Here is a 15,534-nt window from a genome sequence, read left to right on the forward strand (position 1 = left end):
GCAGCGCAGTCCGCGCGCACGATCATTTGCTTGGCGACTATTCAGGTCAGCGGCGGGGCGCGTGGGGTGAGATTCGGCCACTGCTGGCGCGGCAGCGGTAACTCCGGGCGCTGGCCGAGCAGCACGGTATCTGGCCAGAAGCGTGGGAACAGGTGTTTGAAGTAGGTGCCTGGCAGTGCCGCTTGACCGGCATGGCCGCAGCAGCAATCACCGGACTGGGGCTTGATCTCGCCGTGCCCGGAGAAGTCTGGCAACTCCAGCTTGAGTTGCGCCAGAACCGATTTAGGCAAACTCTGCCCGCCATGCAGGCTGCAGAAGCTGGCGAAGATCAGCGAGTCATCCAGAGCGGGTTCACGCAAGGCACGGTCGAGCGGCATCGCCAGCAGGTTGAACAACACTGCGCAACAGGCGAGTAGCAAGAGGTAAGGGTGCAGGCGTGAACGCATGGGCGTTACCAGAAAAGTAGGCGCGCATTAAGCCGCATTTGGCTGGGCCTGTAAAAGTGTCTTGATGCGCTATGTTGTCACGGGTGAGCGCGATTGGTGCCGGCTGCCCCATGCAAAGCCAGGCGCCGATCGCTCGACACAGCCGACCACTGCGCAGACAATCATGCCTGCCGGCACCGGCTGTGCCCTGGAGCAAACGTAATGGATTGCCCGCCAACGCTACACACCGAACGCCTCATCCTCACGCCCCTGCGCCTTGAGGATGCCGCCGATATACAGACGCTGTTCGCCCAGTGGGAAATAGTGCGCTACCTCGACAGCCGTGTGCCTTGGCCGTATCCCGATGACGGCGGGTTGGTCTATGTGCGCGATATCGCCCTGCCTGGCGTAGCGGCGGGGCGGGAGTGGCACTGGATGATCCGCACGCGCAGTCAGCCTGCGAGCAGCATCGGCAGCATCAGCCTGTACGACCAGCCTGGCAACAACCGCGGCTTCTGGCTTGCCCCGCAGTGGCAGGGCCACGGCTACATGCGCGAAGCGTGCAGGGTGATCAACGCCTACTGGTTCGAAACCCTGAAACGGCCGCTTATGCAAGTGCCCAAGGCCGCCGTCAACCACGCCTCACGCAAGGTTTCGCTACACGAGGGCATGCGCTTGGTCGCCACGCGCGATGGGGACTATGTGAGCGGGCCGATGCAGACCGAGATCTGGGAGCTGACCCGCAGCGAGTGGCTCGACAGCTGCGAACAGGCTAAGCGCCAGCCGGTGAGTTGAGCAACTGCTCAACGCTGGCCCTGAGCTGCTCGATGGTGAACGGTTTGGCCAGCAACCGCGACTGCTCCTGCCGCTCGGGGCTGCCGTTCGCGGTATCGACGCAGCCTGAGATGAACAGCACCTTGAGTGTTGGCCTTACTGCCCAGGCGGCTTCGGCGATTTTGTGACCACTGCTGCCACCGGGCAAGATCAGGTCAGTAACGATCAGTTTCAGATCAGGCAATTCGGCGATACGCTGCACGACCTGATCAGCGCTGGGCATCTCAGCCACTTCAAAACCAGCCTCGTGCAGGGCTTCACCTACCAGCTCACGAATGGCAACTTCATCGTCGATGACCATCGCCGTACCGCGACTGCTGCTGGCTGCCGCTGGCTGCCGAAGTGCCTGCTGGTCTTTCGCTACAGGAGCGCTGCCTTCGTGAACCGGCAGGAACAGGCACACCGCGGTGCCTTTGCCCAGCGCTGACTCAATACGAACAGCCCCACCGGCCTGGCGTACGAAGTCCTCGACCATCGACAGCCCCAGACCGGTCCCGGAACCGAGCGGTTTGGTGGTGAAAAACGGCTCCAGCGCGCGCTCGACGATGCTCGCCGGCATGCCCATACCGGTGTCTGCCACGCAGATCCGTACATAGTCACCCGCTTGCACATGCAGAGCGCCCGGGTCGGTCACCGCCAGCGTGCTGACCTCGATCCGCAGCGTGCCGCCTTGAGGCATTGCGTCACGCGCGTTGATGCACAGGTTGAGCAGGGCGTTCTCGAGTTGGTGGGCATCGCAGTGGCACAGCGTGGGTGCGCCAGGGGCGAGCAGTTCGATGTTGATCAGCGGCGTCAACGTGCGCGCAATCAACTCTTCCATGTTCTTTATCAACACTGCCGGATCGACGCTAGCAGCAACCAAAGGCTGTTTCCTGGCATAGGCCAACAACCGATGGGTCAGTGAACTGGCTCGTTGCGTGGCGTTCCGGGCGAGGGTGACATAGCGCTCGATGCCTGCCAGGCGGCCTTGAGCGATACGTTGTTCGATCATGTCCTGGCTGCCGGTGATGATCGTCAACAGGTTGTTGAAGTCATGGGCCAAGCCTCCGGTCAATTGCCCCAGCGACTCCATCTTCTGGCTCTGCTGCAGTTGCGAACGGACTTGATCGAAGGCCAGTTGGCGCTCGCGGTACAGTGTGACGTCGCGAGCCACGGCAAAAAACCGACCCTGGCGGCCGGTGATACGCCAGTTCAGCAGCAGAGGCTGACCTTTGCTGCGTACGCTTTGCGTGTCCAGCTCGGCAATCTGCCGATCATGCAGGTTGCGCACGGCGTCGGATAATTGCGCAGGCGAAATATAGCTGTAGAACGCGCCATCTTTGAGCTGCTGCTCGGTCCAGCCGGTCTCGGCCTGCCAGGCAGGGTTCATCGCCAGCACTTCACCCTGCGCCGACAAGGTGCAGATCAGGTCGGGTGACAGTTTCCAGATGTCATCGCGTTCATCCGTGCGCCGCTCGACTTCGTCCTCAAGGTTTTGATTGAGACGGTCCAGCGCTCTGATGCTACGCCTGAACAATGCGCACACCACTGCCATGCCCAAGGTAACCAGGCCAAAACTCAGGCTGTTGACCCAGTCGCTCCAGTCAGCGCTGAAACCGATTGGCCCGATGAAAAAGTACTGTGCCGTCAGCACTGCGAGGATGCATCCCAGTACCGCTGGCCATGCGCCAAACCAGAAGCCAATCAACATCAGTCCCGGGATGAAGAACAGGTAGGGCAACGCTGTAGCAGGCAGTTGGGCTCGCGCTAAGGCGCACGCCACGACCACGAGTAAGGTACCCAGGTAGCGCGTCCTGGTGGAGATCTGCGTGCGCTCCAAGCGCTGCAGCGTGTAGGCGGTCCATCTCAGCAAACGGGTCAAAATTACTCCGAACAGTGGCGGCGAAGCGGGGCGTGTATAGCGCTAAAGGAGTGCTTTAGGCGCTTTCCCGGACTGATAGGCTAGTTGCTCCTGGCCGTCCAATAGTTTTTTTTGCGATCAGTCGGTGCGAGGTTTGATTGTCCTAACGCGCTGGGGCTGACTAAGCTGGCAATGTGCCTCATAGGTAAGTGTTTTGGATAGTGCTACAGGAGTTACCGTGGGCGATTCGACAATTATGCACGATGAGCGGTTGCGTCTGGCCGAGGTCGATCGGCTGACGTCCAGCTTGGTCAGCGGCTCGGACCCGGTCCTGAACAGTGTCGTGGTGATGCTCTGTGCCCATTTCGGTGTGCCCACCGCGTTGGTCAGCATCATCGACCGCGACTATCAGGTATTCAAGGCGCGGGTAGGCATGGCTGCCGAGCGCACGCCCAGAGAGATGTCGTTTTGCGCTCTTGAACTCGAGCAGGACACGGTACTGGAAATCTGTGACGCCCTGGCCGATGCGCGCACTGTCGATAACCCGCTGGTGCAGGGTGATCCTTACATTCGCTACTACGCGGGCGCACCACTGAAGATCAGGGCAGGGTTGAATCTGGGGCGGCTGTGCATCATTGACCAGGCGGCACGTCCGTCGTTGTCCGAGCGCGACCAGGCGCTGTTGCGCAGCGCGGCGCAGATTGTCGTATCGCGGTTGCAGTCGATCCATGAGCAGCATTTCTACGACAGTATGACCGGCTTGCCCAACCGGCGCAGGTTCGAAGCCGACTTCGCCAACTGCGCCAGCGTCGTTGGCCAGGTCGCAGTGTTCATCGAGCCTATTTCAGCAGCCGGCATGGACCGCCTGGTGAAGGCACTGGGCATCGAGTTTTTCGCAAGGTTCATGCTGGCCGTGAAAGAGGCCTTGCTGGCAGCCCTGCCGCCGGGGTCGCGCCTGTACCGCCCGAGCACGCTGGGCTTTCTGACCCTCATCGAATGCAATGACATGGCCTCATTGCCGGCCAGGCTTGACGCTATCGTTGCGGCGCTGAGGGGGCCGTTGCACAGCGGCAACGTGCCGGTGTTCGCCGATGTCGGCATGAGCGTGCTGGAGCCGGGAGTGGAGACCGATGCATCGCTGGATACCCTGCGGTTAATGGCGAGCATGACCGATGCGGCACGTCTTAGCGAGCAGCGTTGGCTGGTCTACGATCCGCTGGTCGACACCAGCCAGCGGCGCAGTACCGCTTTGCTCCATGCACTGGAGCCGGCACTGGCTGCGGCCGATCAATTGCGTTTGGTCTACCAGCCTAGGGTTGACTTGGCCAGTAGGCGCTGTGTGGCAGTAGAGGCTTTATTGCGCTGGAAGCATCCGACCATGGGTGAGATCAGCCCTGCGGAATTCATTCCGCTGGCTGAAACCACGGCCTCCATTCGCGGGATTACGCTGTGGGTGATCTGGCACGTTTGCCAACAAGTGTCACGTTGGCGTGAAGAAGGGCTGGACATGACCGTGTCACTGAACATCTCCGCGCTGGATCTCGCCGATGGCCACCTGTTCGAGTACCTGAGCCGTACGCTCGGCGAGTTCGGCGTGGACCCACGTCGCATCGAGCTTGAGTTCACCGAGAGCGCCCTGGTCACTGACTTTGACCAGGTCCACGAACAGCTTGAGCGGTTCCGCAGGCTGGGGGTAGCGATAGGCATTGACGACTTCGGCAGCGGTTACAGCAACTGGGTGTACCTGCGCAGAATTCCGGCCACCAGCGTCAAGCTTGATCGCTCGCTGCTGGCCAACCTGCAGCCGGGCAATAACGAGTGGCACATCATTCGCGGGCTGGTCAGCCTGTTGCGCGACCTGCGCCTGACGGTGGTGGCCGAAGGTATCGAAACCGACCTGCACCACCATTTGTTGCGTGGCTGGGGCTGTGAGCAAGGCCAGGGCTATTTTTACGCAAAGCCGATGCCACCTTCGGAACTTGAAATCTGGCTGCAGAAGGGCTGCTGCGTGCCGATGACCTGACAAGGACGACGGTTTTGCTCATGGCTGTGCCGTGAGGACCGTCGACATTTTTGCCCCATCGACCGCGTTGCTCACTCCATCGAGAACACCATGTTCAACTCCAAGCTAAAAAATCAGCTGCAGCGCCTGCAAGACGAACTCGACGCACTGCAGCGCGCGCAGGCCGCCAGAAGCGACCAGATGCTGGAAATCACGGTTGATCGAAACATGCTGATCACGGCGGTCAACCGCAACTTCGCCCGGTTGGTTGGACGTGACCCGTCGCAGTTGCTGGGCCAGTCGCTGGGGACCATCGCGCCCAGCTATGTGAAAGAGCTGCCCTGTTTCAAAAACTTTCAGCAGGCCATGAGCAATGGCAGCGGCGTCAGTGACGAGTATCGCTACCTCGCCGCCGATGGTCGGATGGTCTGGATGAGAGCGGCCTGGTGCCCGGTCAAGTCAGCAGCGGGTGCAGTTACCCATATGTCGGCCTACGGCACCGAGGTCACCGCGAGCATCGATAAAGCGCGTGAGAACGATGAATTCATCGAGGCGCTGTACCGCTCGACCGCGGTCATCGAGTTTGAGCTGGACGGTACTATCGTTGCAGCCAACGACAACTTCTTGAGAACGGTGAACTATTCGCTGGCAGAGATCGTGGGCAAGCATCACCGTATTTTCTGTGAGCCCAACTATGTCAATTCGCCTGCCTATCAACAGTTGTGGCGCAGCCTCAACGAGGGGCAGTTCGTCGCCGAGCGCTTCCTGCGCTTTGACAAGTCAGGGCGCGAACTCTGGCTGGAGGCATCCTACAACCCGGTGCGCGACACCCGTGGCCAGCTATACAAGATCGTCAAATTCGCCATCGACATCACGGAGCAGGTCAGGCATGAGCAGGAGGTCAGCTCGGCCGCCGGGGTTGCCTATGACGTTTCGCGCAAAACTGATGACTCGGCGAAAAGGGGGGCGGTGGCCGTCAAGGATACTGTCGAGACCATGAACCGTATCGTCGCGCAGGTCTGCACGGCCTCTGCCGGGGTCGAGGCGCTGGGGCAGCAGTCGCAGTTGATCACATCGATTGTTTCCACCATCGGCGGCATTGCCCAGCAGACCAACCTGCTGGCGCTGAACGCGGCTATTGAGGCAGCGCGCGCGGGCGAACAGGGCCGAGGCTTTGCCGTGGTGGCCGATGAAGTGAGGAAGCTGGCCGGACGCACCAGTGCCGCTACTCAGGAAATCGTGGAAGTGGTGCAGAAAAACAACGCCCTTGTGGAGGCCGCAGTGATCAGCATGGGTGAAAGCACGCATCAGGCTGAAATCGGCCTGGCGCTGGCCAGCCAGGCCGGCCATGTCATCACTGAAATTCAGTCGGGTGCGCAGGAAGTGGTGACAGCGGTCGGTCGATTCTCATCGCAGATTGCCGGGCAGTCCCACCCGTGAAGGTGTGACCGGTAGCGCCGGCACGCCATCAGGCGACCGGCTCTACCTCAAGAAACGCCGCTTCCAGCAGCTGCCGGGTGTAGGGATGCTGCGGCGCATGGAAGATCTCCCGCGCGTCACCTTGTTCCACCACCTGCCCGTGTTTGATCACCATCAGCTGATGACTCAGCGCCTTGACCACCGCCAGATCATGACTGATGAACAGGTAGGTCAGGTTGTATTTGAGCTGCAACGAACGCAACAGCTCCACCACCTGGCGCTGCACGGTGCGGTCGAGCGCCGAGGTCGGCTCGTCGAGCAGGATCAACGCCGGTTTGAGCACCAGCGCGCGAGCGATGGCGATACGCTGGCGCTGACCACCGGAGAACTCATGGGGGTAGCGGTGGCGGGTGGCCGGGTCGAGCCCCACCTCCTGCAGTGCGGCAATGATTGCTGCCTCTTGCTCCTGGGCGGTGCCGATGCGGTGAATGCGCAGGCCTTCGCCGACGATATCGGCAACACTCATGCGCGGGCTGAGGCTGCCGAACGGGTCCTGGAACACCACCTGCATTTCCCGCCGCAGCGGCCGTACCTCCTGCTGGTTCATGCCCTGCAGGTTCTGCCCGTGAAAACGGATGTCGCCCTGGCTCGAGATCAGCCGCAGGATCGCCAGGCCCAAGGTCGATTTGCCCGAGCCGCTTTCGCCAACGATGCCCAGGGTCTGCCCTTGGGGCAGGCTGAAATTGATCCCGTCGACTGCCTTGACGTGGTCTACCGTGCGCCGCAGCAGGCCTTTCTTGATCGGGAACCAGACGCGCAGGTCGTCCACCTCCAGCAGCGGCGCGCCGAGCGGGTTGGCCGCAGGCTGGCCGCTGGGTTCGGCGTTGATCAGCATCTGCGTGTAGGGGTGCTGTGGGGCGGTGAACAGCGTCGTGCATTCGGCCTGCTCGACGATCTTGCCTTGCTGCATCACGCACACGCGGTGGGCGATGCGCCGTACCAGGTTGAGGTCATGGCTGATCAGCAACAGGGCCATGCCCAGGCGTGCCTGCAGCTCCTTGAGCAGGTCGAGAATTTTCAACTGCACGGTGACGTCGAGCGCGGTGGTCGGCTCGTCGGCAATCAGCAGTTCTGGCTCATTGGCCAGGGCCATGGCAATCATCACCCGCTGGCGCTGGCCGCCGGACAACTCATGCGGCAGCGCCTTGAGGCGCTTGTGCGGCTCGGGGATGCCGACCAGGTCGAGCAACTCCAGGGTGCGCGCCGTCGCCTGCTTGCCGGTCAAACCCTTGTGCAGGAGAAGGATCTCGTTGATCTGCTTCTCGATGCAGTGCAGCGGGTTGAGCGAGGTCATCGGTTCCTGGAAGATCATTGCGATGCGGTTGCCACGGATTCGCTGCATCGGCTTTTCGCCAAGCTTGAGCATGTCCTTGCCGTCGTACTCGATGCTGCCACTGGGGTGGCGGGCAAGCGGGTAGGGCAGCAGGCGCAGGATCGAGTGGGCAGTGACCGACTTGCCCGAGCCGCTCTCGCCGACCAGGGCCAGGGTCTCGCCCTTGCGGATGTCGAAACTGATGCCATCGACCACGCGGTTGACCTGGTCACCGCTGAGGAACTCGACCGCAAGATCACGGACTTCGATCAGGTTAGGTTCGCTCATGTCATTTCCTCGGGTCGAAGGCGTCGCGGGCGGATTCGCCGATAAACACCAACAGGCTGAGCATCACGGCCAGCACGGCGAAGGCACTGATGCCCAGCCATGGCGCCTGCAGGTTGGATTTGCCCTGGGCGACCAGCTCGCCCAACGACGGTGAGCCAGCGGGCAGGCCAAAGCCAAGGAAGTCCAGCGCGGTCAGGGTACCGATGGCGCCGGTGAGGATGAACGGCATGAAGGTCATGGTCGAGATCATTGCGTTGGGCAGAATGTGCCGGTACATGATCGCGCCGTTGCGCATGCCCAGCGCGCGGGCAGCGCGCACATATTCGAGGTTACGCCCACGGAGGAACTCGGCACGGACCACGTCGACCAGGCTCATCCATGAGAACAGCAACATGATCCCCAGCAGCCACCAGAAATTGGGCTGGACGAAGCTGGCGAGAATGATCAGCAGGTACAGCACCGGCAAACCTGACCAGATTTCCAGGAAACGCTGGCCGGCAAGGTCGACCCAGCCACCATAAAAGCCCTGCAGAGCCCCGGCAATGACGCCGATGATCGAGCTGAGGATGGTCAGGGTCAGGGCAAACAATACCGAAACGCGGAAACCGTAGATCACCCGCGCCATGACATCGCGGCCCTGGTCATCGGTGCCCAGCCAGTTGTCTGCCGAGGGCGGCGCGGGCGCCGGCACCTTCAAGTCGTAGTTGATGCTCTGGTAGCTGAACGGGATTGGCGCCCACAGCACAAAGCTGTCTTTCTTCTCCAGTAGGTCGCGGATGTACGGGCTCTTGTAGTTGGCTTCGAGCGGGAACTCACCACCAAAGGTGGTCTCGGCGTAGCGCTTGAACGCCGGGAAGTACCACTCGCCGTCGTAGCGCACGGCAATCGGTTTGTCGTTGGCGATCAGCTCGGCGCCAAGGCTCAGGCCAAACAGGATCAGGAACAGCCACAGCGACCACCAGCCACGGCGGTTGGCCTTGAAGCGCTCGAAGCGCCGTCGATTGAGCGGGGACAGGGCCATTGGTCAATTCTCCCGGCTGGCGAAGTCGATGCGCGGATCGACCAGGGTGTAGGTCAGGTCGCCGATCAGTTTCACCACCAGCCCGAGCAGGGTGAAGATGAACAGGGTGCCGAAGACCACCGGGTAATCGCGGTTGATCGCCGCTTCGAAACTCATCAGGCCAAGGCCGTCGAGGGAGAAGATCACTTCGATCAGCAGGGAGCCTGTGAAGAAGATGCCGATGAATGCCGAAGGGAAGCCGGCGATCACCAGCAGCATGGCGTTACGGAACACATGCCCGTACAGCACCCGCGGCCGGCTCAGGCCTTTGGCCTTGGCGGTGACCACATACTGCTTGTTGATCTCGTCGAGGAAGCTGTTTTTGGTCAGCAGGGTCATGGTGGCGAAGTTGCCGATCACCAGCGCGGTAATCGGCAGCACCAGATGCCAGAAGTAATCGAGGATCTTGCCGGTGGTGGACAGCTCGTCGAAGTTGTTCGAGGTCAGTCCGCGTAGCGGGAACCAGTCGAAGTAACTGCCGCCGGCGAACAGGACGATCAGCAGAATGGCGAACAGAAACGCCGGGATGGCATAGCCGACCACGATCGCCGAACTGGTCCAGACGTCGAAGTGGCTGCCATGGCGCACCGCCTTGGCGATCCCCAGCGGGATCGACACCAGGTACATGATCAGCGTGCTCCACAGCCCGAGCGAGATCGACACCGGCATCTTCTCGGCAATCAGGTCGATGACCTTGGCATCACGGAAGAAGCTGTCGCCAAAGTCGAGCTGGGCGTAGTTCTTGACCATGATCCACAAGCGCTCCGGGGCGGACTTGTCGAAGCCGTACATGTGTTCGATTTCAGCGATCAGGGCCGGGTCCAGGCCCTGTGCGCCGCGATAGTTGGAGCCGGCCACCGAGACTTCGGCGCCGCCGCCGGCGATGCGGCTGGTCGCGCCGTCAAAGCCTTCGAGTTTGGCGATCATCTGCTCGACCGGGCCACCGGGTGCGGCCTGGACGATGATGAAATTGATCACCAGGATGCCGAACAAGGTCGGGATGATCAGCAGCAGGCGCCGCAGAATATAGGCGAGCATGTCAGTTGGCCTCGCTCGGCGTGGTATCTGGCGCAGGCTGCGTGGTCACGGCCGGTTTCACATCAGGCTTGATCCACCAGGTGTCGATGCCGACGTCGTACTTGGGCGAGACCTTGGGGTGGCCGATATGGTTCCAGTAGGCCACCCGCCAGGTCTTGATGTGCCAGTTGGGGATCACGTAGTAGCCCCACTGCAACACGCGGTCGAGGGCGCGGGCGTGGTTGATCAGGCTCTGACGGGAGTCGGCGTTGATCAGTTGCTCGACCAGTTGGTCGATGGCCGGGTCGCGCAGGCCGATGAAGTTGCGGCTGCCTGGGTTGTCGGCGGCGCCCGAGGTCCAGAACTCGCGCTGTTCGTTACCTGGCGAGTTGGACTGGGGGAAGCCGCTGACGATCATGTCGAAGTCACGCGATCGCAGGCGGTTGATGTACTGCGGTACCTCGACCCGGCGCAGGGTCAGTTCGATGCCGAGGTCTGCCAGGTTGCGTTTGAACGGCAACAGCACGCGTTCAAACTCCGTCTGTGCGAGCAGAAACTCGATCACCACCGGCTTGCCCTGAGCATCGACCATCTTGTCGTCGACGATTTTCCAGCCCGCTTCCTGCAGCAGCTTGTAGGCCTGGCGTTGCTGCTCGCGGATCATGCCGGTGCCGTCGCTGACCGGGTTCTTGAACACCTCGGTAAAGGCCTGCTCGGGGATCTGGCCGCGCAGCGGTTCGAGGATCTTCAGTTCATCCGGCGTGGCCGGCTGCTTGGCCGCCATGTCGGAGTTTTCGAAGTAGCTGCTGGTGCGGGTATAGGCGCCGTTGAACAGCTGCTTGTTGGTCCACTCGTAGTCGAGCAGCAGGCTCAGCGCCTTGCGCACGCGCACGTCCTGGAACATTGGCTTGCGCAGGTTGAAGACAAAGCCCTGCATGCCGGTCGGGTTGCCGTTGGGCAGCTCTTCTTTGATCAGGCGACCTTCGCGTACGGCGGGCACGTTGTAGGCGTTTGCCCAGTTCTTTGCCGCCACCTCCAGGTTGTAGTCGAACTGGCCGGCCTTGAGCGCCTCAAGGGCGACGGTGCTGTCGCGATAATAATCAAAGGTCATGACGTCGAAATTGAACATGCCACGGTTGATCGGCAGGTCCTTGGCCCAATAGTCCTTGACCCGCTCGAAACGCACCGAACGACCGGCCTTGACCTCGGCAACCCGGTAGGGACCGCTGCCCAAGGGGATTTCCAGGTTGCCGCGGTTGAATTCGCGGTTTTCGTACCAGTGCTTTGGCAGGACTGGCAGCTGGCCGAGGATCAGCGGCAGCTCACGGTTGTTCTTGTGCTTGAACTTGAACAGTACCTTCAGCGGATCTTCGGCAATGACCTCGGCAACGTCACCGTAGTACACCTTGTACAGCGGAGCGCCTTGGCTGATCAGGGTGTTGAAGGTCCAGACCACGTCATCGGCACGCATGGGGTGGCCGTCATGGAAACGTGCTTGCGGGCGCAGGTAGAAGCGCACCCAGCTGTTGTCCGGGGCCTTCTCGATCTTGCCGGCAACCAGGCCGTACTCGGTAAACGGCTCGTCCAGGCTCTGGCGCATGAGTGTGTCGTAGATGCTGCCGACGTTTTCCGCGGCAACCCCTTTGTTGATGAACGGGTTGAGGCTGTCGAAGCCGCCAAAGCCGGACTGGCGAAAGGTGCCGCCTTTGGGCGCGTCCGGGTTGACGTAGTCGAAGTGTTTGAAGTCGGCCGGATACTTGGGCGGCTCGTCATACAGGGTCAAGGCGTGCTGCGGGGCAGCCAGCACGGGAAGGCTCAGGCAGGCTAGCAGCAGGCTGCCGGCCAGTTGGCGCAGGCGGTGCGGCATCATTTGGCTTTCTCCGAAGTCTTGAGCCACCAGCTGTTCAGGCCCAGGGTGTAGGGCGGCGTGGTGACGAAGGCGAACCGGTTGCGGTAGGCCAGGCGATGATTGTCCAGATACCAGTTGGGGATCATGTAGTAATGCCACGACAGCACCCGGTCCAGCGCACGCGCGGCGGCAACCTGGTCGTCGCGGGTGCGGGCAGCGAGCAGGGTGTCGAGCAGGTGGTCGACCACCGGGTCCTTGACCCCCGCATAGTTCTTGCTGCCCTTGGTCGAAGCCTGGCTGGAATGGAAGTACAGCCACTGTTCGAGGCCAGGGCTGAGGGTCTGGTTCAGGGTCATCAGGATCATGTCGAAATCAAACTGGTCCAGCCGTTGTTTGTACTGGGCGCGGTCTACCGTGCGCAAGCGCGCATCGATGCCGATACTCGCCAGATTTTCGACATAAGGTTGCAGGATCCGTTCGAGGTTCGGGTTTACCAGCAACAGCTCCATGCGGAACTGCTTGCCCTTGGCGTCCACCAGGCGCTGGCCGTCCAGCTTCCAGCCGGCTTTGCCCAGCAGGGTCAGAGCCTCGCGCAAGGTCTGGCGGCTGACGCCGCTGCCGTCGGTATGGCTGACCTGGTAGGGCTCTGTGTACAGCTTGGCCGGCAGTTCGTCGCGGAACGGCGCCAGCAGCAGCCACTCCTTGCCGGTCGGCAGGCCGCTGGCAGCAAACTCGCTGTTTGGGTAATAACTGGTCGAGCGCCGGTAGGCGCTGCTGAACAGGGCGCGGTTGGTCCACTCGAAATCCAGCATCAGGCCCAGCGCCTGGCGTACCTGCGGGTCGCTGAACGTGGCGCGGCGGCTGTTCATGAACAGCCCCTGGGTCTGGGTCGGGATGCGGTGCGGGATCTGCGCCTTGATCACCTCGCCACGGCGCACTGCAGGGAAGTTGTAGCTGTTGGCCCAGTTCTTCGCCTGATGTTCGATGTAGATGTCGAACTCGCCGGCCTTGAACGCTTCAAAGGCGACCGTGGCGTCGCGGTAGAACTCATATTCGACGCGGTTGTAGTTGTACTTGCCGCGATTGACCGCCAGGTCCTTGCCCCAATAATCCTTGACCCGTTTGAATACCAGGCGCCGCCCCGGCTGCACTTCGGTGATCCGATAGGGCCCGCTGCCCAGCGGCGGCTCGAAGGTGGTCGCCTTGAAGTCGCGCTTCTGCCAGTAATGCTTGGGCAGTACTGGCATCTCACCCAGACGCAGGATCAACAACGGGTTGCCGGCACGCTTGAACACGAAGCGGATGCGCAGTGGCCCAAGAATGTCGACCCGCTGTACTTCCTGCAGGTTGGTGCGGTACAGCGGGTGGCCGTCCTTGAGCAGGGTGCGATAGGAGAACGCCACGTCCGCCGAGGTAATCGGCTTGCCGTCGTGAAAGCGTGCCTCGGGACGCAGGTTGAACACCACCCAGCTGCGGTCCTCGCTGTACTCGACCGACCGCGCAATCAGGCCGTAGCTTGAGGTTGGCTCATCGCCAGACGGATCGTACATGCCTGTACCGACCATCAGCGTCTCGTTCAGCTCGCTGACGCCGTATTGCAGAAAGTTTGGCGTGGTGACCGGGCTCGACCCTTTGAAGGTGTAGGGGTTGAGCGTGTCGAACGTGCCAAATGCCATGGCCCGCAAGGTTCCGCCCTTGGGCGCTTGCGGGTTGACCCAATCGAAGTGGGTGAATGTGGCTGGGTATTTGAGCGTGCCGAACTGCGCGTAACCGTGGCTTTCGCTGACGGTGGCGGCGGCGGGGAAGCTCAAGGCCAGGCTGAAGGACAGCAGGAGGGGACGTATCAAATCGGCATCCGATCCAGAGGGCGTTGGGCTTTGGTCGGGCTACAGTAACAGCTTGGCGGGATTGGAAAAAGAGTGATGCGAGAGGGGGCGGCAAGCGGGGCTGGCTGACAGCCCCGCGAGGCTCAATGGCCGAGGTAGACGGTCAGGGTCTGGCCTGGTTTGAGGGCATGCCCACTGCGCGGATTCCAGCGCTTCAAGTGCTGCATTTCGACGTTGAAACGCTTGGCCACCAGGTACAGTGAATCGCCCTTGCGGACCTTGTACTGAGTCGAGCGTTGCTTGGCCGAGGCGACCCGGTTGGCGGCTGCAGACGGCGCGTTGCCACCGCGCATGGCCAGGACCTGGCCGGCCTTCAGGCGATTGCCGGGGATCTTGTTCCAGCGCTGGATATCCTTGACCGAAACCCGGTTGGCCTTGGCGATGCTGCCCAGGTTGTCACCGCGCTTGACCCGGTAGCTGCGCGCGGCCGGCGCGCTGGCTTCGGCGACAGCGGCTTCGAACACGGCCTTGCGTGGTTGCAGGCTGAGCAGCTGTTCGGGGTTCAGGTTGGACAGGCTGGCCGAGAGCAACTGCGCCTTGGCGGTCGGCACCAGCAGCTGTTGCGGGCCGTCGACCGTCATGCGCTTCTTGAATGCCGGGTTGAGCTGGATCAGCTCGTCTTCGTCGATATCGGCAAAGGCTGCGACCCGCGACAGGTCGAGGCGGTCGTTGATGGCGACGGCGGCAAAGTACGGTTCGTTGGCGATTGGGTTGAGGTTGACGCCATACGATTCAGGCGTCGACACCACTTGCGACAGGGCCAGCAGCTTGGGCACGTAGTCGCGGGTTTCCTGGGGCAGCGGCAGGTTCCAGTAATCGGTCGGCAGGCCGAGCTTTTCGTTGCGTTCGATGGCGCGGCTGACGGTGCCTTCGCCGGCGTTGTAGGCCGCCAGGGCCAGCAGCCAGTCGCCGTTGAACATGTCGTGCAGACGGCTCAGGTAATCCAGTGCAGCGTTGGTCGATGCCGTGACGTCGCGGCGGCCATCGTAGAAGTTGGTCTGACGCAGGTTGAAGTGGCGCCCGGTCGAGGGGATGAACTGCCACATGCCGGCCGCGTGGGCCCGGGAATACGCCATCGGGTTGTAGGCGCTCTCGATCGCCGGCAGCAGGGCCAACTCCAGTGGCATGTCGCGTTCTTCGAGGCGCTCGACAATGTAATGCAGGTACAGGCTGCCGCGCTCGCCGGCGGTTTCAACGAAGCGCGGGTTGCTGGCGAACCACAGGCGCTGTTGCTCGATGCGCGGGTTGACGTCGATGGTGTCCTGCAGCGCGAAGCCCTGGCGCATGCGTTCCCAGACATCCTGGGGCGCTTGCTGCTTGGGCTTGACCATGATCAACGGAGCTGGCTTGTGCTTGATCCGTGCCTGATAGTTGTGCGCGCGAACGCTTTCGGATTCATCTACCTGACGGGTGCTCTGGCAGCCCACCAAAGTGGCGGCCAGGGCCAGCGCACTGATCTGTGCGAGGCGCGTCAAAGCGACGGATTGCGAGGTTCTGCGGCTACTGGAAGGCATCGGCTGGGGCAGGTATCCGGGTGAAAAA

General features: G+C 61.9%; 10 protein-coding genes and 2 pseudogenes. 4 read left to right on the forward strand and 8 right to left on the reverse strand.

The window, feature by feature from the left end; translation table 11 throughout:
* Positions 1–41 precede the first annotated feature (41 nt).
* Positions 42–446, reverse strand: coding sequence for a DUF2946 family protein (locus ACQZ2L_RS18035; RefSeq protein WP_430327214.1), 405 nt, complete (start codon positions 444–446; stop codon positions 42–44).
* A 201-nt stretch (positions 447–647) separates the two neighbouring features.
* Here ACQZ2L_RS18035 and ACQZ2L_RS18040 point away from each other — a divergent pair, with 201 nt between their 5' ends.
* Positions 648–1,220 (forward strand): GNAT family N-acetyltransferase, encoded by a 573-nt coding sequence (locus tag ACQZ2L_RS18040; RefSeq protein ID WP_430327215.1) that lies wholly within the window; start codon positions 648–650, stop codon positions 1,218–1,220.
* Here ACQZ2L_RS18040 and ACQZ2L_RS18045 read toward each other — a convergent pair.
* Positions 1,198–3,120, reverse strand: a complete 1,923-nt coding sequence (locus ACQZ2L_RS18045) for an ATP-binding protein (protein WP_430327216.1) — start codon at positions 3,118–3,120, stop codon at positions 1,198–1,200. The genes ACQZ2L_RS18040 and ACQZ2L_RS18045 overlap by 23 nt on opposite strands.
* Positions 3,121–3,337: 217 nt before the next feature.
* Here ACQZ2L_RS18045 and ACQZ2L_RS18050 point away from each other — a divergent pair, with 217 nt between their 5' ends.
* The 3 genes and pseudogenes from ACQZ2L_RS18050 to ACQZ2L_RS18060 all read left to right on the forward strand — a co-directional run.
* Positions 3,338–5,122, forward strand: a complete 1,785-nt coding sequence (locus tag ACQZ2L_RS18050; protein WP_430327217.1) for a putative bifunctional diguanylate cyclase/phosphodiesterase — start codon at positions 3,338–3,340, stop codon at positions 5,120–5,122.
* Between the two features lie 180 nt (positions 5,123–5,302).
* Positions 5,303–5,989: pseudogene (locus ACQZ2L_RS18055) on the forward strand (PAS domain-containing protein); the annotation flags it as partial.
* 99 nt (positions 5,990–6,088) lie between these two features.
* Positions 6,089–6,541: pseudogene (locus tag ACQZ2L_RS18060) on the forward strand (methyl-accepting chemotaxis protein); the annotation flags it as partial.
* Between the two features lie 28 nt (positions 6,542–6,569).
* Here ACQZ2L_RS18060 and ACQZ2L_RS18065 read toward each other — a convergent pair.
* The 6 genes from ACQZ2L_RS18065 to ACQZ2L_RS18090 form a co-directional block, all read right to left on the reverse strand.
* Positions 6,570–8,180 (reverse strand): ABC transporter ATP-binding protein, encoded by a 1,611-nt coding sequence (locus ACQZ2L_RS18065; RefSeq protein ID WP_430327218.1) that lies wholly within the window; start codon positions 8,178–8,180, stop codon positions 6,570–6,572.
* A 1-nt stretch (position 8,181) separates the two neighbouring features.
* Positions 8,182–9,201 (reverse strand): ABC transporter permease, encoded by a 1,020-nt coding sequence (locus tag ACQZ2L_RS18070; protein WP_430327219.1) that lies wholly within the window; start codon positions 9,199–9,201, stop codon positions 8,182–8,184.
* 3 nt (positions 9,202–9,204) lie between these two features.
* A complete protein-coding gene (locus tag ACQZ2L_RS18075) occupies positions 9,205–10,278 on the reverse strand; it encodes a microcin C ABC transporter permease YejB (RefSeq protein WP_430327220.1) in 1,074 nt (357 codons plus the stop codon).
* A gap of 1 nt (position 10,279) precedes the next feature.
* Positions 10,280–12,127: an extracellular solute-binding protein gene (locus tag ACQZ2L_RS18080; protein WP_430327221.1), complete on the reverse strand. Its 1,848-nt coding sequence runs from the start codon at positions 12,125–12,127 to the stop codon at positions 10,280–10,282.
* Entirely contained in the window at positions 12,124–13,953 is a 1,830-nt protein-coding gene (locus ACQZ2L_RS18085; RefSeq protein ID WP_430327222.1) for an extracellular solute-binding protein, read from the reverse strand. Before ACQZ2L_RS18085 ends, ACQZ2L_RS18080 begins: the two co-directional genes overlap by 4 nt.
* Positions 13,954–14,075: 122 nt before the next feature.
* Positions 14,076–15,506 (reverse strand): transglycosylase SLT domain-containing protein, encoded by a 1,431-nt coding sequence (locus ACQZ2L_RS18090; RefSeq protein ID WP_430327223.1) that lies wholly within the window; start codon positions 15,504–15,506, stop codon positions 14,076–14,078.
* Positions 15,507–15,534 lie beyond the last annotated feature (28 nt).

The organism is Pseudomonas shirazensis (assembly GCF_050496565.1).
GTDB classification, from domain to species: Bacteria; Pseudomonadota; Gammaproteobacteria; order Pseudomonadales; family Pseudomonadaceae; genus Aquipseudomonas; species Aquipseudomonas shirazensis_A.

Excerpts from the sequence above, each read along its gene's own strand:
- ACQZ2L_RS18035 (WP_430327214.1), bottom strand. The coding sequence starts at position 446 with ATGCGTTCACGCCTGCACCCTTACCTCTTGCTACTCGCCTGTTGCGCA.
- ACQZ2L_RS18040 (WP_430327215.1), top strand. The coding sequence starts at position 648 with ATGGATTGCCCGCCAACGCTACACACCGAACGCCTCATCCTCACGCCC.
- ACQZ2L_RS18065 (WP_430327218.1), bottom strand. The coding sequence starts at position 8,180 with ATGAGCGAACCTAACCTGATCGAAGTCCGTGATCTTGCGGTCGAGTTC.
- ACQZ2L_RS18070 (WP_430327219.1), bottom strand. The coding sequence starts at position 9,201 with ATGGCCCTGTCCCCGCTCAATCGACGGCGCTTCGAGCGCTTCAAGGCC.
- ACQZ2L_RS18075 (WP_430327220.1), bottom strand. The coding sequence starts at position 10,278 with ATGCTCGCCTATATTCTGCGGCGCCTGCTGCTGATCATCCCGACCTTG.
- ACQZ2L_RS18080 (WP_430327221.1), bottom strand. The coding sequence starts at position 12,127 with ATGATGCCGCACCGCCTGCGCCAACTGGCCGGCAGCCTGCTGCTAGCC.
- ACQZ2L_RS18090 (WP_430327223.1), bottom strand. The coding sequence starts at position 15,506 with ATGCCTTCCAGTAGCCGCAGAACCTCGCAATCCGTCGCTTTGACGCGC.